We start from the raw sequence: 21,214 nt of genomic DNA on the forward strand, positions 1-21,214 counted from the left end.
GTATGACCGCCGACGACCAGTCCCGTCCCGCTGCCGCCTCGGGCACCTTCGCCCTCGGTGGTGACCTACCGGTCCGGCGCCTGGGCTATGGCGCGATGCAGCTGACCGGTCCCGGTGTGTGGGGCGAGCCGAAGGATCCGGACGAGGCGGTGCGCGTTCTGCGTCGCGCCGTCGAGCTCGGTATCACCCTGATCGATACCGCGGATTCCTACGGTCCGTTCGTCAGCGAAACCCTCATCCGCCAGGCCCTGCACCCGTACCCCGAGGACCTGGTCATCGCGACCAAAGCCGGACTCGCCCGGCCGCGTCCCAGCGAATGGGTCCCCATCGGCCGCCCCGAATATCTGCGCCAACAGCTGGAATTGAGCCTGCGCCATCTCGGCGTCGACCGCATCGATCTGTTCCAGCTGCACCGGATCGATCCGCAGGTGCCGCTCGCCGACCAACTCGGTGAGCTCGCGGCGCTGCAGCAAGAGGGCAAGATCCGTCATATCGGCCTGTCCGAGGTGACCGTCGCACAGCTCGACAAGGCCCGCAAGATCGCCGATATCGTCTCGGTCCAGAACCACTACAACCTCGCCAACCGCAGCGCGGAGGACGTGCTCGAATACGCCGAGGCGAACAATATCGCCTTCATCCCGTGGTTCCCCATGGCTACCGGCGATCTCGCCCGTCCGGGTGGACCGCTGGACGATCTGGTGCGCGAGGACGCCAGCCCGTCCCAACTCGCACTGGCCTGGCTACTGCGCCGCTCGCCGGTCATCCTGCCCATTCCCGGCACCTCCAGTGTGGCGCATCTCGAGGAGAACACCGCTGCTGCCACCATCACGCTCACCGACGACGAATTCGCCGCCCTGTCCGCGGTGAGCACTCCCGCTTCGGGGGGCGCACGCGGTTGGCGTTCCCTGCTGCCGAAGGTGTCGCGTAGCTGAGGAAGCGTCGGGTCCCCGGCGATGCGGCCGGGGACCTCGGGTGTTCGGATCGGTGGCGCCGACACCCGATTCGGATTCCGACGGCCGCTGTCGGATGGCATAGTGCGGCAATCGCCGACGACGAGAGCAGCATGATGTATGAAGCACAGCTGGTGGCCAATGACGCCGCCTATTACTACTTGGCCCGCTCGGGTCGGGGCACCGACTGGCCGATGTGGTGGGTATTCGACAACGGCGACACCCCGCTGACCGCCGCCGATATCGCCGACCACTTCGGCGCGCGGGCCGAACTGCTCGAACCGCTGCGCCGTCGGATCCAGGAGGTGCCCGGCGGGCTCGGGCACCCGTTCTGGGTGGTCGACGACCGTCCGATCGACACCCACATCGTCACTCATGCTGCGGCGCAACTGGATTGGGAGTGGTGTCAGAACGAGATCGGGCGCATTCTGGCGCAGCCGCTGGACGCTCGGGTCAGCGCTTGGCAGCTGCACGTATTTCCGAACGTGACCGGTATAGCGACGCCGAGCGGCGCGGGCGCCGTTGTGCTGATGCAGATCAGTCATGCGCTGATGGCCGGTCCGGCCATGACGTCGCTGTCGGAGGCGTTGTTCGCCTCGGTGCCGTTGCGGATCGAAGGGCAGGGCCCGGCCACGCGGGGTCCGCGCCCGGCGCTCGCCGCCCTGGTCGGTGTGCTGCGCTGGCCGTTGCAGGCCTTGCGGTTCAACATCCGCGTCCGGCGTGAGATGCGTCGGATCGCCCGCGAAAACGACGACAGCGGCCCGAACACGCCACCGGTCACCGCGACCCGGCTCAATCGCCGGATCGGGCCGGGACGCGCCATGCGGTCGATTCCGTTGGAACTGCGGGTCGTTCGTGCGCCGGGGATCACGGTGACGGCCCTCGGGCTGACGGCGATATCCCACGCCATGCAGCGCTATCTGGAAAAGCGGGATGGCTCGTGTCCTGATGATCTCGCGGTATTGGTGACCGTCGCGGTGCCCGACGCGCCGGTGATGGGTGTCAATTACGTCGGGGCTGCCGCGGTCGAGCTGGCCGCTGCGGAACCCGACCTCGCCGCTCGTGCGCGGGCAGTCGACGCCACGCTTCGCGTGCGCCGCGATTCGCCGTCGGGTCGCCGGGAACTCAATCGACTCGGACTCATCGACCTGTTGCCGAGTCGCACCTACCGAACGCGATTCGGTACGCTCGCGCCCGCCGACCCGGATGCCCCGGCCTACGCACATACTATCCTTACCAGCATCCGCTGTGAGCCGACCGTCGAATGGTCGCTGGCGGGCAAGCCGTTTCGCTTCGCGGGCATGCTGCCGCCGGTGTATCCGGAGATCGGTTTGGCGCATTCGTTCGTCGGCGCGGGCGACAGCTTCACGGTATCGGTGGTATGTGATCCCGATATCGTTGCCGATCTCGACGACTACTGCGAGATCCTGCGGGAGTCGTGCCGAGAAGTCGCGGCCGCCCTCGGCGCCCTGGCATAGCGGCTCGGACCTCGGTATCGCAGTCGTACCCTGCTTCTGGGCGGGTTGGCGCGCGCGGCCGGATTCGATTACTTCAGGTCGTAGGCAAGTCGCAACGCCTCGCTGAGAGCTTCCTCTTGGTCGGGATAGAACCATCCGATCTGCTCGCCGAGATCGGCGACGGGGATGGTTTGCACCAGGTCGAGGTTTACGACACACCGCTGTGCCAATCCATTGCGAGTGCTCAATTCCACCTCGGTGGACAGGCCTCGGATAGTTGTGGTTATAACGGCGACGGTGACTTGATTCACGTGTGGCCGGATCAGTTCGCGTGTCAGTACCAACGCCGGGCGCACCTTGTCGAGTCGGGCGCGGTGGATCGGGCGCATCTAGTCGACGTCCAGCGGCGTGCGTGCGGCGTGACCAGCGACGGCAGCAGCGTCGGAGTCATCAGCGGCCGCGAGCGCACGGATATCGGACTCGGCGAGGATGCGCCGTCGCTCGCGTTCGAGGGCCGCCAGGATGTATGCGGTCCGGTTAGTTGTGTGTGCGTCGATGAACGCGGCCATATCGTCGGGAATGCGGACTGCGACCTGAACTGTCATGCGGTCAGTATACCGGATTGGTATGCAAGACCTGGTGCATGGCCGCACCCTTTTACGGCCGATCGGCTCGATCCCCGCAGCCACGTGCCCTCTGACTCGAAATTCGACCACGCCCGCCGCACGCACAGCGTCACTCCAGGCGCATTCGCGACGGTCGCGATCCGCAGATAGTGCCCACCGACCCATCGTGCTGCGGTCGGCGGATCCGTGCCGTCGCGGCGATTCGCTGGATCCGTGCACTTGATTATCGGTCGCCCGCGCTCCGGGGGCGGAGCTCTTGGGCGATCAGTGAATCGACGAGATCGTTGAGATCCGATACCAACCCCGCAGCGCCGCCGTGGTGCGCGAGGTTGTGCAGGTCGAGCCGATCCTCGTGGCGGTCGTACAGCTCGTAGTCGAACGCGGATCGTGGTCCGTGGACCGTCTGCGGCGTGGCATAGCGCCCAAAGCTATGGCGCGATGTAATCGCCCCGCGCACAACGTATTTCGCACCGGGAAGTTGACCGCCGCTGGATTCGGCATCGGAGGTGACGAGGATGGCGTCGCGAACGGAGCCCGCGCGGGTCGATAGCGGCGTGAGATCGCGTCCGACCGTCGACCCCAGCGAGCACCGCGAGGGCGGGCACGAGATTGACATGTGCGGTCGGGCAGGTGACCGTTGTGCTGTGCGCCGCAGTACTTCTCGGGTCGACACAACCAGCGGCATGCGCAGATTCCCGCGATAGATCATCGCGCCTTTCTTCGAAGTCCACGTGCGCCACCGAGTTCGCCGTGATCGGCGATCCGGGCCACGACGGTATAGCCCGCGGCACCGCTGCGATCCAACGCATCGAGCACGGACGCGGTCAATTCATCTGTACTGCACAGCAGTTCAAACGCGGCGGCTCGCGGACCAGGGCTTGCGCGGCACGTCGGTCACCACGGTGGCCCGGGAGGCGGGTTTGTCGCCGTCCGCGGTGTACTTCCATTTCGCGGATAAGGAGGCGTTGTTCATCGCGGCGTTCAATCGGGGCGCCACCCGGATGTGTGACGATGCGCTCGCGCTGCCGGGGCCGGTGGACACCGTGTACTGGCAGCAGGTGGTCGGCCGATTCGCAACCGCGACGGGCGCCTATCCGTTCGTGCATCGAGTGCTCGCCGGACGGGAGCCGGAACTGCTGGCCGGACTCGCCGACGGCGATGTGCCGCAACGGAATCGGGTCGCGCTCGAGGCATCGGTGCGGGCCGGTCAGGAGTCCGGGACCGTCGCGGGCGATGTCGATCCGCACGATACCGCGATCGTGCTGGAGGCCATTTCTACCGCGGTCGTCACCACCGTAGTGCAGTTCGGCGGAAGGGCACGTCGGGACGGGTCGATGCCATCGGACGATTCGTGCGAGCGGCCATCACGCCGGATCGGAATCCTTTAGGCGGCGGAGTCGAAATAGTCTGATCCCCTGACAGGGCAGCACCATCCCATTCCCAAAAATGGGAACGGGGATTTTGCAAGCGACCGTGTTGTGGCGGTACTCTTCTGCACCTGGCACCGCTAAGAATTGGACCTCGATGTGGTGCTGGAGGCGTCACGATGCGGAAAGGCGTTGGTCGCGCGGCCCTTCGGGTTCCATTGCTCACCTCTTGTTCCCCCTTGCCGGGAGGTGCCGGGGATAGCTGCCGCGACCTGCGATGGGTGCCGTTCGTGACCCCACTCCCGATTGCGGAATATTAGTATTTCGCAACGGGAGTGGGATACCGCCCGCGCCATCGGAAGAACAATTGATGGATGCCTGCGATCGGCCGTTTCCGGTTTCCACCGACGCGAATCCGCTCCTGTCATTCGGTCAGTTGGAAGCGTGGGCCGAGACCGTCGCGTGGTGTTTGAAAAGAAATGGCGTCGGCGCGGGTGACGTGGTGGTCGCCGAACTATCGAATTCGCCTGCCTTCGCGGTCGTAATGTCGGCCGTCTGGAATATCGGTGCGGTATTCGCACCGGTGGATCCGCGGCTGAGCGCGCGGGAGAAACAACAGATTTTCGGACTGGCCGGACCCGGGTGGTCGTCGCACCGACCCCGGGCTGGGTCGATTCGCCAACGCTACTGTGGCGCAACCCGTTCGAGCCTCCGACGCAGCTCGAGTGGGTCCCGGCTCCGCACGCGCATCGCACCGGCTGGGTGCCCACGGTGTCGGCACCCACGGTGCACGAGGGCGATCGGCTGATCCTGTTCACCTCCGGCTCCACCGGAGCGCCGAAGGCGGTGGCGCTGTCCGAGGCCGATATCGCGGCCGGAATCGCCACTGTCGCAGACCATTTCGCACTCACCCCGGACGACCGCACCATCGCGCTGCTGCCGTGGGCGCAGAGCCACGGCCTGTTCGCGAACCTGATGGCGACCCTGCGCAGCCGGTGCACCAGTGCTGCCCGCCGCGGGCGAGGCGCGCCAAACGCACCGACTGCTGGATGCGGCGGCGCCGACCTGGCTCACGGTGCTGCCGATGCAGCTGGCCGGTATCACCGCGGGGCTGGTGGCATCGCGAAAGCGGGCGCGCAGCATGCGTTTTCTGCGCACCGCCTCGGCGCCGCTGTCCCGCCTCGCCGCCGAGCGCGCTGAACGGCTGCCCGGTCGTGGAGGCATTGGAGCTCGCCGAAACCAGTCACCAGGCGGCGGCCGATCCGCCATCGTGGGAGCGGGTGCCCGGCACGGTCGGCACCCCGACCGGTGTCGAATTCCGGCTGGCCGGTGACGAAATCGCGGGCGGCCGCGAACTACAGGTCCGTGGCACCACACTGTTCAGCAGATACGTCGGCAATCCCGCGGCCACTGCGGCGGCCTCCACGGCGGACGGCTGGCTGCGGACCCGCGATGTGGCGCGCCGGGAAAAGGACGGACGCCTGCGAATCCTGGGTCGGCTCAGTGAAATCGCGCACCGCGGCGACCAAGCGGTGGCACCGGTCGACGTGGCGGCCGCGCTGGACGAACATCCGGACGTCGTCTCGTCACTCGCGACGCGGGTGCCCCATCCGCATCTCGGCGACGATGTCGCGGCCGTTGTCCATTTGCGCGACGATTCGCAGACCACCAAACGCGACATCATGCGCCACTGCCACGCGCATCTGGCCGAGCACCAGATGCCGGGGCAGTTGCGCATCGTGCAGCGACTGCCCCGATTGCCGAACGGTAAGCCCAGCCGTCGTGTGGCGGCACAGTTGTTCGAAGTGGGCTGAAAGCAGCGATCGTCACGAAGCCGTGCTGGACCGTAATCCTCCTGTCCAGCAAGGCGTTTCCGTGATCAGAACGTCGGTATCGCCTTCGACGGCGTGAGAGTGCTGCTGCCCGTCCAGTACTCGGGCAATGCCATCTTCTGCAGGATTCCCGATGCCGCGGCGAAGTCCTCGGCTTCGGCGGCCGCCAGGTACTCCCGACTCAGGTGCACATTGATGAACCGGTTCATCAGCGCGGCGCGCTCGCGAGTTACGGTGCCGGTCAGAGTAGGCAAGGTGTTTCCGGTGCCCGACACAACATCCCGGATGGCATGGATGACCGGTTCGGTGGGGTTGTTGAAGTAGTCGCGCAGGAACTGCTGCTCCGGCGCGGTGAAGCTGCTGAACTGCAGACCGGGATCGGCGAACCGACGTTCCGCGAGCCGATGCGCGGTCCGCTTGAATAGCGCGATATTGGCCGGGGTCTCACCTAATTTGAGCACGCCGAGCGAGGCAATGGCCTGCCCGACATGTTTGTCGCCGTCCCACATGTTCGGCCCCCAACTCGTGCGGTAGTTGTAGGCCTTGATGGCGTTGGTCCGCATCTCCTTATCCTTGAATCCGGCGCTGAACAAAGCCGCTTCGGCATCGCCGAGGCTGGCGCCGCGGTCGATCACGCGGTCCACCGCGACGGCGGCGCCCATAGGAGTGTGGCCATATGTGGCCGCGGCCGATCGCGCGGAGTCGATGATCTGCTCGCGAGTGCGGTAGTAATTGCGGATCCAGCCGAAGCGGCCCGCCTCCGCAGCCTGCACCATATTGGCGAGCTCCGCCTCATGGCGCAGCCTCGATCGGGAGCTCAACGGCGAGCGCCTGCGGCCCATGAGATATTCGGTCACCGGCGAGGCGTTCACAGTGTTGAGCGCGGCGAGTCCGGTTATCAGCCGCTGGGTTCCGGACATCCCGCCCGCTCCGACCATCGATCCGCCACCACCAGCGGCTTGGGTCGCATGTCCGGTCGCGAGCACACCACTGATCCGCCCCGCTATCCGGGCGGGTGCGCCGGCAAGGCTTCGGCTCATTCGACGTAGCAAGACGATTCCGATGATCATGAACGATCCACCGATGAAGATCACCGCGATGCCGTGGCCCCGCGCCTGTTTGAATACATCGCCGAGAACCAGCGCGTAGATGCCGAGGTATACGGTGAATGCGATCATCTTCCCAGCCGATACGAAGGCATCGACCAGATTGCGCAGCAGGAAGGTCTGGCTCGGGCCATAGACATATCCGCCCGCGGCGAAGCCGAAGATTGCCATGAAGGCGTGATAGATCGCCTCCGCCGCGGCCACCACGATCTTTCCGGAAAGGTATACGCCGAACATCAGCAGGACGGCCGCAAAGACCAGCAGCAGCAGGCCGGTGCAGATCTGGCCCGCATTGGGATTCTGCGTTTTGGTGTACGCCGCGACGTCACCGCAACGCTTCATACCGCTGGTGACCTTGTCGTCACTACCGGCCAAGACACCGTCCGACCATGCGGCTCGACACACCGGTGAGTCGTCCACGACATGGCCGAAGTTCCACACCTGCAATGGATAACGCACGAAATTGTCGGCGAGCGTGCCCTCTATCGAATCGACGACCACATTCGGGCTCGGGTTCGATTGGCCGTTGAGGCCCGCGGCTACCGCCACGCCGACGTCGCGTCCCTGCGCGAGCAAACCATCTGAGGAAAGGACATCGGCCATCGGATGTGCCAGGTAGGGCACGCTGAACAAGGCGACACCGATCATCGTCACGACTTGAAGTGTGGCTTTGGAGAAGTATCCGCGAACGATGAACCAGCCCACGGGTACTCCGCCGACAGTCACCGCAAGCACCAGGATGACGGGCGTGCCGACTTGTCCGGCGAGCGTATCGGCGACCCGGGTCAACGGCTCTGCAATCAGGTCGAGCCAGCGAAAACTCACCACGTAGTCGATCACCCAGATGCCGGTGACCTCGGTGGCCATGAACCCCGCGAATTCCAGATCGAGCGCGGTCGACAACGCGGCATCGCCGGGATGGAGAACGCTGCCGTGGTTCGTGGCGAAGACATAATTCGCCAGCGGAACGCCGTGCGAATCCCGGACATTCATCCAGCCGACGCCATCGATCGTCGACGATCCGTCGGTCGTGGTTCCCGACTGCGCCGTCGCCACCGCGCCGAGCGTCATGGGAATAACGAATAGCATGAATACGCCGAGCAGCAGCCGGGCCGTTGTTCGGCGCAGCCGAGTCGCGCCGACCCAGTGCCCGAATCGACGGACGGCCGCGCGCGGCCGCCACCGCGACGTATCCCAGAACTCCAAGTCCGACAACGCATCTGAGCGGTCGGTTCTACCCGATCTGAGCCGCGTGTCAACGAGATTATCCGATCGCCCGAACACGCATATAAACGTAATGGTCGACTGAACACCGAAAACCCATTGGGCTCAGGATGATTCGTATAGATTTCGTATGAAATTCGATGACTGTTGCCGACCTCACATCAATTCATGTCGGCGATGGGCTGAATGGCATCGTCCAACGGATACCCGATGTGTATTCGCATTACAAAATGTCCGTCGCACGCCGGACCGATCGAATTCGATATCAGCTCGGCGGCAGTTCGGAATGTCTGGCGAAGGCCTGATCGATCAACTCCGACGTGGCGCGTGTGGCGATCAGCCGGGCGATGGCCAAGTCAGATTCGAGTTTGGCGCGATCCTTCGGTGTGCGCCCGGACTGTTCGTAGACCTGGCCCGCCAGGAAGTAGAACAGTTGCGTCGCGTACTGATCGGCGATCTGATTGCAATCGGCTCTGAGCCGCTCGATCAGTTGGAAGGCGTCGCGCGCGGGGATACCCGCATCGGCGAGTCGGGTGGTCAGGTCGGCGCAGCGTGGATTGGCCACCCGGTACGCCTCGTGTGGATCGCCACTGTCGGCGAGTGCCTGCTGCACGTACTCCGGAAGTTCCGGGGGCGGCTTGCGCTGCGGACGGGGGGAGCCTGGCGCGGCGACCGTTGTCGGCTCGGAGACGGCCTGGTCGTTGACGCCCAGCACCTCCGCCAATCCGTCACCGCGATCCCAGGCCTCGAGCAGTTCTCGAATCCCGTTCAACTTCATGCCCCGACTGAGCAGACGACTGATGGTCTGCAGTCTGTTGAGGTGATCCGACCCGTAATAACCGATGCGTCCTCGGACGTCGGGGGAGGGGAGGAGTCCTCTTTCGTGGTACACGCGGACGCTTCGCACGGTGGTGTCGGCCGCCCGCGCCAGTTCGTCGATCGTGTACTCGGACTCAACAGCCATATCCATAGGAAACCACAATTCGCCCCTTAGCGGATGGCCCGCGACCAAATGTACCGTTAACTAACGATACGTCAGGATCACATGTTGGTCAACGTGCCGTTAAGTAGCGGCAGAAACGATTGCCGAGTAGCCCGATCGTGGGTTAACGTTCGTGGACCAGCAATCATTGCTGGCCCTTCCGGGGACTGTTGAGCAGCCCTGATGACCGCCCGACCAATGGGCCCGCACAACGAAGTTGGCGCGCCCCTCGGCATCCCCGGAGACGGCTATGAGCATTACGCAATCTTCCTTAGTCATGGAACCCGTTGCGGCGGCAAAGGTTTCGACGCTTCCGACGGGGTCGGCCCATCGGCCCCCCTGTGCGGACGGACCCGACGACTGGGATCTGGATGTCGGTACTCCGGACTCGTGGCGTGCGGCGATGCGAATCTGCGAGAGCTGCCCGGTCTTCGCGAAATGTGAACAGTTGGCGCAGACGCTGATCGAGCGCGGCACCGGCCCCCGCGCCATGATCTGGGCCGGAGTGCCCTATGACAGCGCTGGAAAAGTTGTCCCGGACCTGGACCGCCACCGCATCACCCCGATCGACCACAAGCGGCCGCTTCGAATCATCCGAACCGGTTCGCGCCCCGCGCCCGCCGATCCGATTCCGGCGGCGCCGCGGCGCCACATTGTGCTGGGTCGTCGGCTGGAGCCGACGGGAACCGGCGCGCATTGAACTATGCTCCGTCCATCACTCACGACGAATCCAACTATGGCGGTGTGTAACCCATGACGGTGTTGGCATTGGAGATTGGGTCGCGCAGTCTCGCGGCGAGTCAGGTGTCCGATGACATTGGCGAAGAAGGTATCCAGCGATGCCCGATTCCGGCTCGCGGGGTCTGGGACAGTTGCCGGGATCTGCTGCTCGACGTGGCGGGCGGCAACGAGATCACACGTGTAGGCATCGCCTCGGTGGGGCCGATCGATATGGCGGCCGGTGTGGTGGCACCGTCGGGAATCACCGAGTGGCGGATGGGTTTCGGCCTGGTCAAGGCGGTGCAGAAGTTATTTCCCAACGCTTCCGTGCATTTGGGCCTCGATGGTGCCTGCCAGGCCGTGGCTGAACGCCACTTCGGTCGGGCGCGTGGAGTGCCGGACGCACTGGTGATAATACTGTCCGATCGCATCGGCGCTGGCGTGCTGGTCGGCGGTCTCGTCGTGGTCGGCCGCACCGGCAACGGCGGGCAGCTCGGACATGTGCTGGTTCCGGGCTTCGACGACGTGTGTGAGTGCGGCGGTCGCGGGTGCCTGGAGGCGGTCGCGGGCGGCCTTTCCATGCTGAATTGGGCGCGCACCCAAGGCTGGCCCGGAAAATCTGTGGATGACCTGCTCGAGGCCGCCGGCGAGAGTGACGAGATCGCGCTGGCCGCGCTGAATCGGGCCGGAACGGCGCTCGGGCGGGCAATCGCTTCGTCGGCCGCGCTGCTGGATCTCGATCTGGTGGTAGTCGGCGGACGACTTGCCAAGCCCCATACCGCGCTGTGGAAAGCGCTGGGCGCGGCCGTGGCGATACATGCCAGGCTGAGCTTTCTGACCGGATTGCGTGTCGTGCCATCCGAACTCGGTGAGATCGGAGTGCTGGCGGGGGCGGGGGCACTTGCCCTCTTGGGGTAGGCCTGACCTTCGGTCGGATCGGTACTCGACCCCGCACCCGTCTATCGAGTTCGCCGTGTGCTCGTTCGGGCATCATGCCGCGCCTTTCGCGCGTGGCATGATGCCCTGTTCGACGGTCGTGCGAACTCTGGTGGACCGTCGGGAATTCAGATGGTTAAACGTGGGTTCCTAAAGCGCATGTTAAGAAACGACCTCTCAGCGAACCCCGGCTGATCGGGTGATGCAGACTGCATGTGATGTCGACATCGGGAAACCTATTGAACGAGCCGTTGTTTAGCGGTACATTGTTCGTGTCACATGGTGTCGCCCCTTGGGTGGCAGCTTCCGAAAGAACGGCTGGTGCGGGCGAGAGCGATGGCGAGTGGCGCAGTAATTCCTTGGGTAACGATCGAGACGTTGACGTCCGAAGAGATGTCGGTTGCGTCGGTGGGGGATGCGCCGCGGGATTTTGCCGACTGGCAGCGCGTGCTGCAGCGGCTGTTGGCAAGGACGCCGGCTCTTTATGACAGCCTGAAGACTCGGAGTCTGATCGAGGCGCTACGCGCGGCCCGCGAGGGGGCCGAAGATGTGGATCTCACGATCAAGACCGGTTCGGGGCCGCACATGTTGCGGATCCGGCCGGTGTTCGGGCCGGGTGGGGATGTGCACGCGGTCCGCCTGTGGGTGGGGCCCGCCAGCGCGGACTGCCCGGTGCCTTCGGCCGCAGTGGGTGCGATCTGGGACCTCGGTTCCCAAACCATCCAACAGCCGATCGGTGCTACCCGACTGACCGGGAATTCGGCCGAACAGTACGCACCGGTGATGTCGATCGCCGAGTTGTTCCATCGGATCTCGGGCTTCAATCGACACGCCGAAGTGCTCGATCTGCTCTATGGTCCCAGGGCGGGGGACAAGCTCCAATTCGATGTCACGGTGACCGAAGGGTCCGAGCGGCCGGGGCGCTGGCGCATTACCATTCGCGCGCGAGACGACGATCGGACCCGTGGTGCGTGGCTGCTGATCGAAGATGTCACCTCGGATGTCGAGCTGTCGGAGTGGCCGACGTTGGAGCGTGTCGGATTGCGTGAAGCTCATCGCCGGGCGGGAACGCACCTCGCGATCGTGCAGACCGAGCATGCCAGCATCTCGCACTGGCTGACCGATCCGGCCCCGTGGATTCGATGGGACTATCTGTTTCGGCCGGTCGACGTCTTTCATCCGGACGACCGCGGTCGTCTGATCGGGCTCACCGACCGGTTGCAGTCCGGGGATACCGCGGGTCTGACGGTGCGAGTGCTCAACTATGGCGGCGGCTATACGCCGACGTCGATGCTGCTCTATCCGTATCCCGGATATCCGAACCGCCAGCTCGCGATCGCGCAACTCGTTCGCATCGCCGACGATGTGCCCATGCTGGAATCCGGGCGCCATGCACCGGAATCCACGCAGGGGGCCGCGCCGATCGGATACGACGATCAGCTGCGATATCGGCTCGCTCATCGGTTGAAACGTAGTCCGGTGTTCTGATCCCGCTGTCCCCAACGCTGGGAACGGTAGGGCGGCCGGAAACGATTGTGCTCTCTACCATTTCGAAAGTGCGGACAATGGCTGGCAGATCGACGGATTCGGGCGAAGAATTACTTCGCCGAATGGTCGCACGCCGCCGCCGCGACAATGTGATCGTCGGCGTGCTGGCCGTGTTGGCTGTGCTCGGCGGTGGCCATGCGGTCCTCGATTGGTTCGCCTCGGATCCACCGCCACCGTCGGACAGTGCCACCCCCGCGACCGTCGGTCGCGCGCAGTTGGCCGGTTCCTTCGCCGAGCAGTTCATCATGACCTATCTGGGTTCGGTTGCCGGACAACAGGATCGGCTCGGCGAATATGTCGGCGCCAGTTCGCAGCAGATTACGCTGCCGACTACGGCGCGGCAGGTGTCGGAGCCGAGCGTGGTATATGTATCGCGCATCGGGAGCTTCGACTCGCTCGAGGTTTGGTCGGTGACTGTATCGGTGCGGGTTGGTAAGTCCGCCCCGGGTGCAACCAGCACCACCGGCGCTACCGCCAACAACACCGGTTCGGACGCCCGTCAGTTCTATCGGGTCGGAGTGTCGGTGCTCAACGGGCGTCTGCGGGCGCTCTCGCTGCCCGCGCTAGTCGAGCCGCCCAGCCGCGGTGCGGATCTGGCGCAGGCATATTCCTCGCCGTGCACGGCGGATACGCCATTGTCCCAGGTTGCGTCGGGGTTCTTGACCGCTTATCTGACCGGCACCGGGGATGTCGGCCGCTACGTCACCTTGGACGCCGGGATCACCGCGTTGCGTCCTGCTCCATACACCACGGTCGAGACGGTCGCGGTGATTTCCGATGACAACAGTTGTGGCACCGCGCGATCGGCGGCGCAGGTGCTGGCCACGGTCAACCCCAAGGGGGACGGTGGGGCCGCCGCGACGCTGGCCTACCCGCTGACCATGGTGCGCAATGGCGGCCAGTGGCAGGTGCAGTCGGTGGATTCGGTCCCCGCGCTGACCAGTCCACCGGCCGTTGTCGCCGAACAGGACTCCCGCGGAAGCAGTGCCCCGACCTCGGCCACCTCCTCCTCGGTGCCGTCTTCGGCGGTGCAGATTCCACGAGCTACCCAGAACTGATACGAAAGAGGCAGGCCCATGGGTAATTTGGCAGCCATCCTGTACGGGGTGCTGATCTTCATCCGCTGGGCGGGGTTGATCCTGATCACCATCATCAGCATGGGAGTGCTGATCTCCGAGGCGGCCAAATCCCGGCTCTCCCCGGCGAAGATCCTCGCGGTGACGGGCTCGGCACTATTGGCCGCGGTCCTGTTCTGGGTATTGCCCACACTGGTCAACTACGCGCGCACCGACTCCAACATCATTGTCCCGGATCACCCCATCGGGGGCTATCGGTGACCCAAGTGATCAAGGTTTTCACGCCCATCAAGCGCGTGCCGACCATGATCGGTAAGGCCCAGAACGGGCAGAAACTGCCCTTCGGGCCGTACACCCTGCCGCAGGTCGCGGGCGCGGTGGTGTTGATGGTGATCACCTCGGTATGCGCGATGGCATTTCCGGTCAATCCGGCGGTCACCTTCCTGATAGGTCTGGTGATCACGATCGGGGTGGTCTTCGGCTTGGGACTGGTGCCCTACACCGGTGTGCGGATGACTTCGCGGGCACTGTGGGTGTTCCGGCTGATCGTATTTCGCAAGCCGGTGTCCGCGTCCGGTATGCCGGTCAACGCCGATTCGGCGCGCCACACCTTGTTCATCGAAGAGTCCGTAGTCCTGGTCCTGCCGGACCGTCCGACCGGGGAGCCGGTGAACGCGAAACCTGACTCCCGGCTGCTCGATGTGATCAACGTGCGCGGCAGCGGCGCGGACTTGGGTAACTGGATAGACGCCAACGGCGGTTCGGCGTCGGAAGGAAGCCGCTGATGGCACTTGGACGAGATCTGCAGCCCACCGCCGCGATTCGCGGAAATCTGCAATTCACCCACTCAGGTCTGGTCACCGCGACCTACTTCATCAATCCGCTCGGCTACGGGTTGCGCAAGGCGGGTGACAAGCATGACGTGAAATTGGCCCACCATGCCCTGATCAGCAGCCTGCCGAGCGGTTCACTACTGCTCGGAATCCAGGCGCGGCTGAATACGATCGATGTATTGACCAAGATGGTGGAGGGTGTCGATCTCGACGAGTGCGAGGATTACGCCGACGAGGTGGTCGCCTCCTATGAACGGGTGCGGGCGATCGTGCCGCGGACCCGGATCTTCTTGCTGACGATCCCGGTCGGCGCCGCGAACTCCGGTATGTCGGCGCTCTCGCGCATGTGGCGCAGCAGTACCACCACGATCGACGCGACGGCCATCTCCCGCGCGGACCTGGACGCCTATGACGAAAAGGCGAACGAGATCCTGTCCCGGATCGGCGGCGATTTCGATCCGATTCCGGTGCCCGCCGCACTGTTCCAATGGCTGTGGGAACACTATCTCTCGCGCGGCGCGGCGGGCGATCCGGTGGCACCGACCCGCGCCGGCGCCCTGGACGATGCGACAGCGGCTGTGTTCAGTTCGGCGGCGCTCGACGAAGGCGCCCAGGCCGACAGCAATCGGCGGATACGACCCTCATTCGTCCCGGTGATCAAGGTCGTTCAGCCGGACTACGAATATCGCCCTTCCTATCAGGCGATGCTCACCCCGCACTCATTCCCGTACGCGGGGATGCGATTTCCCGGTGGCAGCGAATTCCTGAATGTGCTGGAGGGCCTCGGCGATGTCACGGTCGACTGGGGGATGCGAGTATCGACCAAGCCGGCGGACCAGGTACTCAAGAACAACGAGCTGAGCTTGCGCCGACTCGGTGAGCAGATGGATCAGCGCGACCAGGAGGTGTCGTTCGCGCAGAATACGCTGACCTCGAAGGCGCAGATGTTGGGTGAATACAACCAGCATTTCGAGGTCAACGGCGGTGAGTCGGAGGTGTCCTTCACGACCGTCATCGCCATCGGCGGACCCTCGCGTGACGCGACGATGGACGCGGTCAATACGCTCAAGCGTCGCTACAAGCGCTTCCAGGTCGAGATGACCGCGCCGCTCGGCACCCAGGTCGATCTGTGGTCGATGCTGGTGCCCGGCAGTCCGTCGCGTCGGGCGTTCGACGATTTCGCCCATATCGTCCCCTCGGATATGTGGGCCGCTTTCGTCCCGTTCACAACCAGTCAGATCGGCGATGACAGCGGCCCGGTGATCGGGGTCAACCTGCTGTCCGGCCAGTTCGAGCCGATCCATTTCGGCATTATGGAGGCCGCGCTGCACGATCTGTCCGCATCGTTCGCGGTCACCGGTGAGCTCGGGTCGGGCAAGTCGTATTTCCTGAAGCTCATGGCAGTGTTGGTCCACGATATGGGCGGGCAATTCCTGGCCATCGACCGCAGTCAAGTAGGTGAATGGGAGCATTTCGCCGCCGCGATCGACAATGCCGTCGTCATCGATCTGGCGAATCCGACGGTGTCCTTGGATCCCCTGCGGATGTTCGACCCCAGAATCGCCGGCGAGCGTGCGCTCGACTCGATTCTGCCGCTGCTGGATTTGTCACCGACATCCGGCGCGGGTGCCGCCGCGAGCAATCTGTTGACGGCTCGGGGGATTGCCGAACACGGCATCCGGAGTCTGCTCGATCTGTTCCGTGTCGTGCGACGACTGCGAGATCAGCCCGGCAATCAGGAGGAGTACGCCGACCTGGCCGCGCGCTTGGGCACGGTTGTCGAGCGGGTGCCGGTGCTGTTCGACCCGTCGCTGAAACCCTTGCGGCTCACTGCCGCTGCCACGGTCATCCGCAGCCACCAGTTGGCGCTGCCGACCGCGGAAGAACTCACCACCCCGCATCTGTACAACCGATTGCCGCTGACGAAACGACTCGGCACCGCACTGTACGAACTTGTCGGTGTCGCCGCGCGGGAGGCATTCCTCACCGATAACGGCAGATTCGGGCTGCTGGTGGGCGACGAGGCGCACCATTTCACCCAGACCCAGGTCGGTTCCGCGGTCACCTCGGACTTCAGCCGGGACGGCCGAAAGCACCTGGCGGCCATCGGATTGGCCTCGCATGATCCGGCGACCGACTTCCAGGGCGCCGCCCACAATCTCATCCCGAATCGGTTCGTCTTCCGTCAGCGCGATGAGACCTTGGCGCGCAACAGCTTGGAATGGCTCGGTGTCGATTTGGACGAAGCACCGTTTCTGCTGCAGGTTTTGCGAGAGGAGACCTCCCCGCCCGTCGGTTCCGGCCGTCAGGTGCCCGAGGAACGCCGCGGCGAGATGTTCATGCGTGACGCGCTGAACCGGATCGGACGCGGCAAGGTGCTCGGCCCGGCGCGACCCGACCGGGCGGCAGCGATCACCAGCACGCCGGCCGCGGCCGGGACAGTCCGCACATCTGCTCTGGAACGGCAGGTAGCCCGATGAGTGCCGATGCCGGTCAGGGCATCCGCCTGCACGATTGGCGGACGGCGCGGGGGTGGGAACCGAACTGGGATCCGGCCTATTGGTCGCCGCAGGTGGTGTTCCGGCGATGTCGTGGTTGGATTTCCGCGTCTCGTCGTCGACGCTGGACATTTTGGATTCTCGTCGCCGGCTTCGTGCTGGTCGTATTTCCAGGTGTCATGAGTGCGTTCGCCACCGCGCAGACCGACTCCGGTACCACGGCATCGTCGGTCAACAGTGCGACCAGCTGGATGGACATCCATGACTCATCAGGGGTGCCGCTGTCGAATTATATGTTCGTCACCAATCACGGCAGCCTACTTCATCCCGGGGATACTTTTCTCTCGGCCATGATCCTGGTGATATTCGCGCCGTGGAGCCTCGTTGTGATCACTTGGAACTGGGTGGTCGGTAAAACGTTCAGCTTCGGTTGGCTGGATATGATCGGCTCGCCGTTGCAAAAGGCAGCCGAAAATATGACGAACCAAATCGCCACGCCCGTTCTGTTGGCTCTCGCGGTTACGATCGGTGCGATCCCGCTGGCCATCTTCATCATCCGCGGCTATCCCGCCAGAGCGGTGGCGGGTCTTGTTGCAGTGTTTGTGGTGGCGGTGCTGAGTCCGCTGGTTCTGGAGCATCCGCTGGAGGACGTGGTTTCGTCGAGCGGATTGCTGGCACAGGGGCGGAATATTGGTATTACGGTGGCCGCGGGGATCAATGGCGACAACAACCCGGACCCCACCCAGCTGGTGGCCACGATGCAGGCCCAGATGGTAGATAATTACGCACGGCGGCCGCTGCAGGTGGTGAATTACGGGCATGTGGTCGACGAGAAATCGGGCTGTAAGTCGGCGTGGTCGGCGGGAATGATGGCCGGTAGCGAGGACCAGGTGAAGAGCGGCCTGAAGAGCTGCGGGGACTCCGCCGCGTACGCGGCGGCGAACAATCCCAGCTGGGCGCAGTTCGGCGGCATGCTGCTGTTGCTGCTGATGGCGATCATATCTTTCATATCTTTCGGCTACATGTCGATCAGGGTGATCTGGACAGGGCTCGACGCGATCTATTACGGATTCCTGATGATTTTCGGATTCGCCGCGGGTGGGTACATCTACGGACCGACACAGACCTGGACGATCCGCTGTGCGGTTCACGCCTTCTACTCGGCCGCATTGATGGCTACCAATATCATATTCTCGGCTACCATGATGTTGCTCATGAACAGTCTGTTCGAGCAGGTGTAGGAGCAGGCCATGTCGGTGCTATTTTTCGTGACCATCCTACAACTTCTCTTCATCCCCCTGCTGAAAAAACTCAACGGGAACCTGAAAAGTAGTAGTGAATGGTTTACCAATCGTTCCGCGCTAATGGTTCAGAACGCCGGCGCCCGGGGGGGTTCGGGCTCCGGTGGCGGTACCGCGCTGGGCATGGGGCACGCAGGTGTGGGTCATTCGATGGGCGCGCTCGGAGTGCTCGCTGCGGCCAGCACTCTCAACAACTCGCCGATCACCGAATTGCTCTTCTTTGGGCGCAGCCGACCGCTCAGTCACGATGCGAAGCGGCGAAAAAGGGTGGAGGATAAGCAGCGAGGTGCGTGGGACGAGGTCGCTATCGAATGGGCCGATTCATATCAGAATATTCGGCAGTTCCATAATGCCGGCGTTCGTGCGTTCCGTGACCGAGACCATTTTGCCGCCAATGTCGGCGAGATTGTCGGCCACCGCAATCGAAACTCGGTAATCGGTCGAGGCGGAAGGAACTCCGCAAGAGGGGCGGCCGCGGTCATCGAAGGCGTAATCGAAGACGGTGGTGGGTCGATAGATAGGGCCCGCGGTGCGTTGTTGGCCGCAGGCTACACCGATGAAAGAGTAATTGGAGCGGCTATCGCGGCTCGCAAACACGTGGACAGTTATACCGAGGACGAGCCATTCGAGCTCAAGCAGTTGTCGATGTTTATGGCGTCGTTGCGAAACTTCCAAGACAATCGGACGGCGGCCAACCTGGCAGAGGTCGAGATCTCTGCGCTCCGGTTCCGCAGAGCGCACCCAGGGGGTGTGGACCTCAGGGATACTCCGGATCATTTGGCGCTCGCTCAGGAGTACTGGGGTCGTCCCACCGCCGAAAGATGGAAGGAGCTCCGGAATATTGCGGATGGTTATCATCCGGATGGCAGCGGCAGCTTGGGTGTAAATGGAACGGGGAGCATCACATGGGACTACGAGGACGGGTCTAACAGGAGTGTGAGTTTGACGCCTATGGAAGCGCAGCGCATAACGACCTGGGTCGGCAACGAGCACGCAATGCGCACGATTGTCTCGCTCGACGATGTGATGGGATTGCCTGCGGGCGAGTTGCACACAGACCAAGCCAACCGTGCCATCGCACGCCTGCGGAGGACCGGTGTCCGCGCAACCCGCGACGACATCAGGGCCGCGGGGCTGCACCAGAGTCCGTGGCACCCGGCGCCACCGCGGGACTCCAGCCTGTGACCGTGACAGCATAGGGGGCTCGAAGTGGACGACCAACTGTAGCCTTCGGCAACCAATCCGATCTCCCGGAAAGGGCATTGATGATCAATCGTTTAGTGGTCCTCGCGATGATCCCGGTCTGGGTTTGGATCGTGTTGGCGGTTACGACAGGACTTTTCGGAGTGATCGTCGTACTGGTACTCGCTGTCAGCGGCACGAACTCGGCGATCTCGGCCGACCTGCACTACCAGTGCGACAGCGCGGTAGGTCCGGACCCGTCGCTGACCGAGACGGCCACACCGAGCACGACCACCGCATCCCGCTCGGGTGCGGCCGGTTCGACCTCGGCCGCGCCGACAGTGAACCCGTACGCGGAATTGACTGTGGCACCGGATGATACGTCCGCGTCGCAGTGGCAGCGCGCCTGCGTGAGCGCATTGAAAACCGCGCCGTACCAGGGCCAGCCACTGCAGACCACCAATTCCGGATTCGTCGCCGAATGCGCGCAGAAGCTTGCCCTCGCACAGCTCGGGCCGTCCTCCGGGACGACCTTCGGCAGTTCGGGCGATCTGGCCACCGATCTCGCCGCGATGGGCCGGTCGGTGATCTACCAGGCCTCGGCTGCGGGAGCAACCGGCCGTTGCGAGCTGCCCAGCACCAGCGCAGGTGGTGCCGGGCAGGAGCCCGGTCTCGCTACCCAGGGAAGCGCGATGACGAGAGGGCCGTGCGGACAACTCGCTGCGGGGGCGTCGGCCGCCGTACTGCTACCGAATACTCTTGCCGGGCAGGGGGGGTGCGGTCAACGGGTGGACACGGCCGCGGTCTCCGCAGGCGATCTGGTGTTCTGGGACTATCGCAACAGTGCACCGACGCGCTCCGGAATCGCAGTGAGTCGGACCGAGATCATCACCGTTGACCCGGCTACCGGGCGAACGGTTCAGGAAACAATGCCGACCGGGCGTGATGTCCGGGTCAAGCGCGTGTTGGGTGGTGGGTCGTGACGAGTCCGGTGGATGTCGGGGTCGATGTCGAGGTTCCGGCTGATGATGTCGGTGGGGCGGAGGGGGATTCGTCTGCTCCGGTGACGCCGTGGTCGGGGAAAGGGCAGGAACGGCGGCGGGGTGGGCCGTCGTCGGTGGCGCCGCCTGCGGGTGCGCCGGGGCAGGGTGGTTCGAGTCCGGGTGGTGCGGGCCAGAACGGTCAGGGTGGGGCCACGCCGCCCGGGGCGAGTCCTGGTGGTGGGGCAGCGAATTCGGGATCCGTGCCGGGTGGTGTCGGTTCGGGGGCGGTGGCTCCGGGGACGGTAGCGCCACCGGCCGGGGCGGGCGCGGCTCCGCAGGGGCAGGTGGTGCCGGATCAGCGGTCTGCGACCGCTCCTGCCGAGCAGCCGCCTGAGCCGGGTGCGGGGTTGGATCCGGATCTGATCGCGTCGGCGGTCCCGGCGTTGGCGATGTTGCCGATGATGATCGCCTCGGCATTGTCCGGCCTCGGTGGCAGCGGTAACGGTAGTGGTGGTTCGGGCTCCGGCGGCAGTAGCGGTGACACCAGCACCTCGAGCGGGTTGACTCCCGAGGCCGAGGAAGCGTTGAAAACC

Annotated in this window: 21 protein-coding genes and 1 pseudogene; 17 read left to right on the forward strand and 5 right to left on the reverse strand. The window is 64.4% G+C overall.

All coding sequences use genetic code 11. The annotated features are described in order from the left end of the window. Positions 1-2 precede the first annotated feature (2 nt). Both AB0L58_RS31960 and AB0L58_RS31965 read left to right on the forward strand, forming a co-directional pair. Positions 3-932, forward strand: a complete 930-nt coding sequence (locus AB0L58_RS31960) for an aldo/keto reductase (RefSeq protein WP_364392546.1) — start codon at positions 3-5, stop codon at positions 930-932. A gap of 131 nt (positions 933-1,063) precedes the next feature. Next, positions 1,064-2,428 carry a wax ester/triacylglycerol synthase domain-containing protein gene (locus AB0L58_RS31965; protein WP_364392548.1) on the forward strand — a complete coding sequence of 455 codons (1,365 nt, stop codon included), beginning with the start codon at positions 1,064-1,066 and terminating at the stop codon, positions 2,426-2,428. A gap of 68 nt (positions 2,429-2,496) precedes the next feature. On the opposite strand, the gene AB0L58_RS31970 is transcribed toward AB0L58_RS31965, so the two are convergent. From AB0L58_RS31970 to AB0L58_RS31980, 3 genes are all read right to left on the reverse strand, one after another. After that, positions 2,497-2,796, reverse strand: a complete 300-nt coding sequence (locus tag AB0L58_RS31970) for a type II toxin-antitoxin system PemK/MazF family toxin (RefSeq protein ID WP_364392550.1) — start codon at positions 2,794-2,796, stop codon at positions 2,497-2,499. Continuing rightward, positions 2,797-3,012, reverse strand: a complete 216-nt coding sequence (locus AB0L58_RS31975; protein ID WP_364392552.1) for an antitoxin — start codon at positions 3,010-3,012, stop codon at positions 2,797-2,799. 244 nt (positions 3,013-3,256) lie between these two features. Further along, positions 3,257-3,649, reverse strand: coding sequence for a hypothetical protein (locus AB0L58_RS31980; RefSeq protein ID WP_364392554.1), 393 nt, complete (start codon positions 3,647-3,649; stop codon positions 3,257-3,259). Positions 3,650-3,764: 115 nt separating this feature from the next. Here AB0L58_RS31980 and AB0L58_RS31985 point away from each other — a divergent pair, with 115 nt between their 5' ends. The 4 genes from AB0L58_RS31985 (at position 3,765) to AB0L58_RS32000 (ending at position 6,214) form a co-directional block, all read left to right on the forward strand. After that, entirely contained in the window at positions 3,765-4,421 is a 657-nt protein-coding gene (locus AB0L58_RS31985; protein ID WP_364392556.1) for a TetR/AcrR family transcriptional regulator, read from the forward strand. A gap of 349 nt (positions 4,422-4,770) precedes the next feature. Further along, entirely contained in the window at positions 4,771-5,208 is a 438-nt protein-coding gene (locus AB0L58_RS31990; RefSeq protein ID WP_364392559.1) for an AMP-binding protein, read from the forward strand. Then, positions 5,172-5,600: an AMP-binding protein gene (locus tag AB0L58_RS31995; RefSeq protein ID WP_364392562.1), complete on the forward strand. Its 429-nt coding sequence runs from the start codon at positions 5,172-5,174 to the stop codon at positions 5,598-5,600. Before AB0L58_RS31990 ends, AB0L58_RS31995 begins: the two co-directional genes overlap by 37 nt. Before the next feature lie 14 nt (positions 5,601-5,614). Beyond that, positions 5,615-6,214 (forward strand): hypothetical protein, encoded by a 600-nt coding sequence (locus AB0L58_RS32000; RefSeq protein ID WP_364392564.1) that lies wholly within the window; start codon positions 5,615-5,617, stop codon positions 6,212-6,214. A gap of 65 nt (positions 6,215-6,279) precedes the next feature. Here the strand turns inward: AB0L58_RS32000 and AB0L58_RS32005 are convergent, their stop codons facing one another. Both AB0L58_RS32005 and AB0L58_RS32010 read right to left on the reverse strand, forming a co-directional pair. After that, positions 6,280-8,544 (reverse strand): hypothetical protein, encoded by a 2,265-nt coding sequence (locus tag AB0L58_RS32005; protein WP_364392567.1) that lies wholly within the window; start codon positions 8,542-8,544, stop codon positions 6,280-6,282. 283 nt (positions 8,545-8,827) lie between these two features. Beyond that, positions 8,828-9,526, reverse strand: a complete 699-nt coding sequence (locus tag AB0L58_RS32010; protein ID WP_364392569.1) for a MerR family transcriptional regulator — start codon at positions 9,524-9,526, stop codon at positions 8,828-8,830. Between the two features lie 295 nt (positions 9,527-9,821). Here AB0L58_RS32010 and AB0L58_RS32015 point away from each other — a divergent pair, with 295 nt between their 5' ends. From AB0L58_RS32015 to AB0L58_RS32065, 11 genes and pseudogenes are all read left to right on the forward strand, one after another. After that, positions 9,822-10,244, forward strand: a complete 423-nt coding sequence (locus AB0L58_RS32015; protein ID WP_364392571.1) for a hypothetical protein — start codon at positions 9,822-9,824, stop codon at positions 10,242-10,244. Between the two features lie 53 nt (positions 10,245-10,297). After that, positions 10,298-11,182, forward strand: a complete 885-nt coding sequence (locus AB0L58_RS32020; protein ID WP_364392573.1) for an ROK family protein — start codon at positions 10,298-10,300, stop codon at positions 11,180-11,182. Between the two features lie 354 nt (positions 11,183-11,536). Further along, positions 11,537-12,688, forward strand: coding sequence for a GAF domain-containing protein (locus AB0L58_RS32025; RefSeq protein ID WP_364392575.1), 1,152 nt, complete (start codon positions 11,537-11,539; stop codon positions 12,686-12,688). A gap of 122 nt (positions 12,689-12,810) precedes the next feature. Then, the gene (locus tag AB0L58_RS32030) at positions 12,811-13,806 is read left to right on the forward strand and encodes a conjugal transfer protein (protein ID WP_364392577.1); all 996 of its coding nucleotides are present in this window, start codon (positions 12,811-12,813) and stop codon (positions 13,804-13,806) included. A gap of 18 nt (positions 13,807-13,824) precedes the next feature. Beyond that, positions 13,825-14,085: a hypothetical protein gene (locus AB0L58_RS32035; RefSeq protein ID WP_364392579.1), complete on the forward strand. Its 261-nt coding sequence runs from the start codon at positions 13,825-13,827 to the stop codon at positions 14,083-14,085. Then, positions 14,082-14,609 carry a hypothetical protein gene (locus AB0L58_RS32040; RefSeq protein ID WP_364392582.1) on the forward strand — a complete coding sequence of 176 codons (528 nt, stop codon included), beginning with the start codon at positions 14,082-14,084 and terminating at the stop codon, positions 14,607-14,609. Before AB0L58_RS32035 ends, AB0L58_RS32040 begins: the two co-directional genes overlap by 4 nt. After that, complete coding sequence (locus tag AB0L58_RS32045) at positions 14,609-17,137, forward strand: ATP-binding protein (protein WP_364392584.1); 2,529 nt, start codon at positions 14,609-14,611, stop codon at positions 17,135-17,137. Before AB0L58_RS32040 ends, AB0L58_RS32045 begins: the two co-directional genes overlap by 1 nt. Further along, positions 17,134-18,396: a hypothetical protein gene (locus AB0L58_RS32050; protein WP_364392588.1), complete on the forward strand. Its 1,263-nt coding sequence runs from the start codon at positions 17,134-17,136 to the stop codon at positions 18,394-18,396. The genes AB0L58_RS32045 and AB0L58_RS32050 overlap by 4 nt, the downstream gene beginning before the upstream one ends. Positions 18,397-18,405: 9 nt before the next feature. Continuing rightward, positions 18,406-19,641, forward strand: a complete 1,236-nt coding sequence (locus AB0L58_RS32055; protein ID WP_364392590.1) for a hypothetical protein — start codon at positions 18,406-18,408, stop codon at positions 19,639-19,641. An 80-nt stretch (positions 19,642-19,721) separates the two neighbouring features. Beyond that, entirely contained in the window at positions 19,722-20,621 is a 900-nt protein-coding gene (locus tag AB0L58_RS32060; RefSeq protein ID WP_364392592.1) for a hypothetical protein, read from the forward strand. Continuing rightward, positions 20,618-21,214 (forward strand): annotated as a pseudogene (locus AB0L58_RS32065) (hypothetical protein); the annotation flags it as partial. The gene AB0L58_RS32060 and the pseudogene AB0L58_RS32065, both read left to right, overlap by 4 nt.

Source organism: Nocardia sp. NPDC052112 (assembly GCF_040680135.1).
GTDB lineage: Bacteria > Actinomycetota > Actinomycetes > Mycobacteriales > Mycobacteriaceae > Nocardia.

Coding starts and splice junctions, on each gene's coding strand:
- AB0L58_RS31970 (WP_364392550.1), bottom strand. CDS start 2,796: ATGCGCCCGATCCACCGCGCCCGACTCGACAAGGTGCGCCCGGCGTTG.
- AB0L58_RS32055 (WP_364392590.1), top strand. CDS start 18,406: ATGTCGGTGCTATTTTTCGTGACCATCCTACAACTTCTCTTCATCCCC.
- AB0L58_RS31965 (WP_364392548.1), top strand. CDS start 1,064: ATGATGTATGAAGCACAGCTGGTGGCCAATGACGCCGCCTATTACTAC.
- AB0L58_RS31975 (WP_364392552.1), bottom strand. CDS start 3,012: ATGACAGTTCAGGTCGCAGTCCGCATTCCCGACGATATGGCCGCGTTC.
- AB0L58_RS32030 (WP_364392577.1), top strand. CDS start 12,811: ATGGTCGCACGCCGCCGCCGCGACAATGTGATCGTCGGCGTGCTGGCC.
- AB0L58_RS32060 (WP_364392592.1), top strand. CDS start 19,722: ATGATCAATCGTTTAGTGGTCCTCGCGATGATCCCGGTCTGGGTTTGG.
- AB0L58_RS32010 (WP_364392569.1), bottom strand. CDS start 9,526: ATGGCTGTTGAGTCCGAGTACACGATCGACGAACTGGCGCGGGCGGCC.
- AB0L58_RS32020 (WP_364392573.1), top strand. CDS start 10,298: ATGACGGTGTTGGCATTGGAGATTGGGTCGCGCAGTCTCGCGGCGAGT.
- AB0L58_RS31990 (WP_364392559.1), top strand. CDS start 4,771: ATGGATGCCTGCGATCGGCCGTTTCCGGTTTCCACCGACGCGAATCCG.
- AB0L58_RS31960 (WP_364392546.1), top strand. CDS start 3: ATGACCGCCGACGACCAGTCCCGTCCCGCTGCCGCCTCGGGCACCTTC.
- AB0L58_RS32015 (WP_364392571.1), top strand. CDS start 9,822: ATGGAACCCGTTGCGGCGGCAAAGGTTTCGACGCTTCCGACGGGGTCG.
- AB0L58_RS31980 (WP_364392554.1), bottom strand. CDS start 3,649: ATGTCAATCTCGTGCCCGCCCTCGCGGTGCTCGCTGGGGTCGACGGTC.
- AB0L58_RS32025 (WP_364392575.1), top strand. CDS start 11,537: ATGGCGAGTGGCGCAGTAATTCCTTGGGTAACGATCGAGACGTTGACG.
- AB0L58_RS32035 (WP_364392579.1), top strand. CDS start 13,825: ATGGGTAATTTGGCAGCCATCCTGTACGGGGTGCTGATCTTCATCCGC.
- AB0L58_RS32045 (WP_364392584.1), top strand. CDS start 14,609: ATGGCACTTGGACGAGATCTGCAGCCCACCGCCGCGATTCGCGGAAAT.
- AB0L58_RS32050 (WP_364392588.1), top strand. CDS start 17,134: ATGAGTGCCGATGCCGGTCAGGGCATCCGCCTGCACGATTGGCGGACG.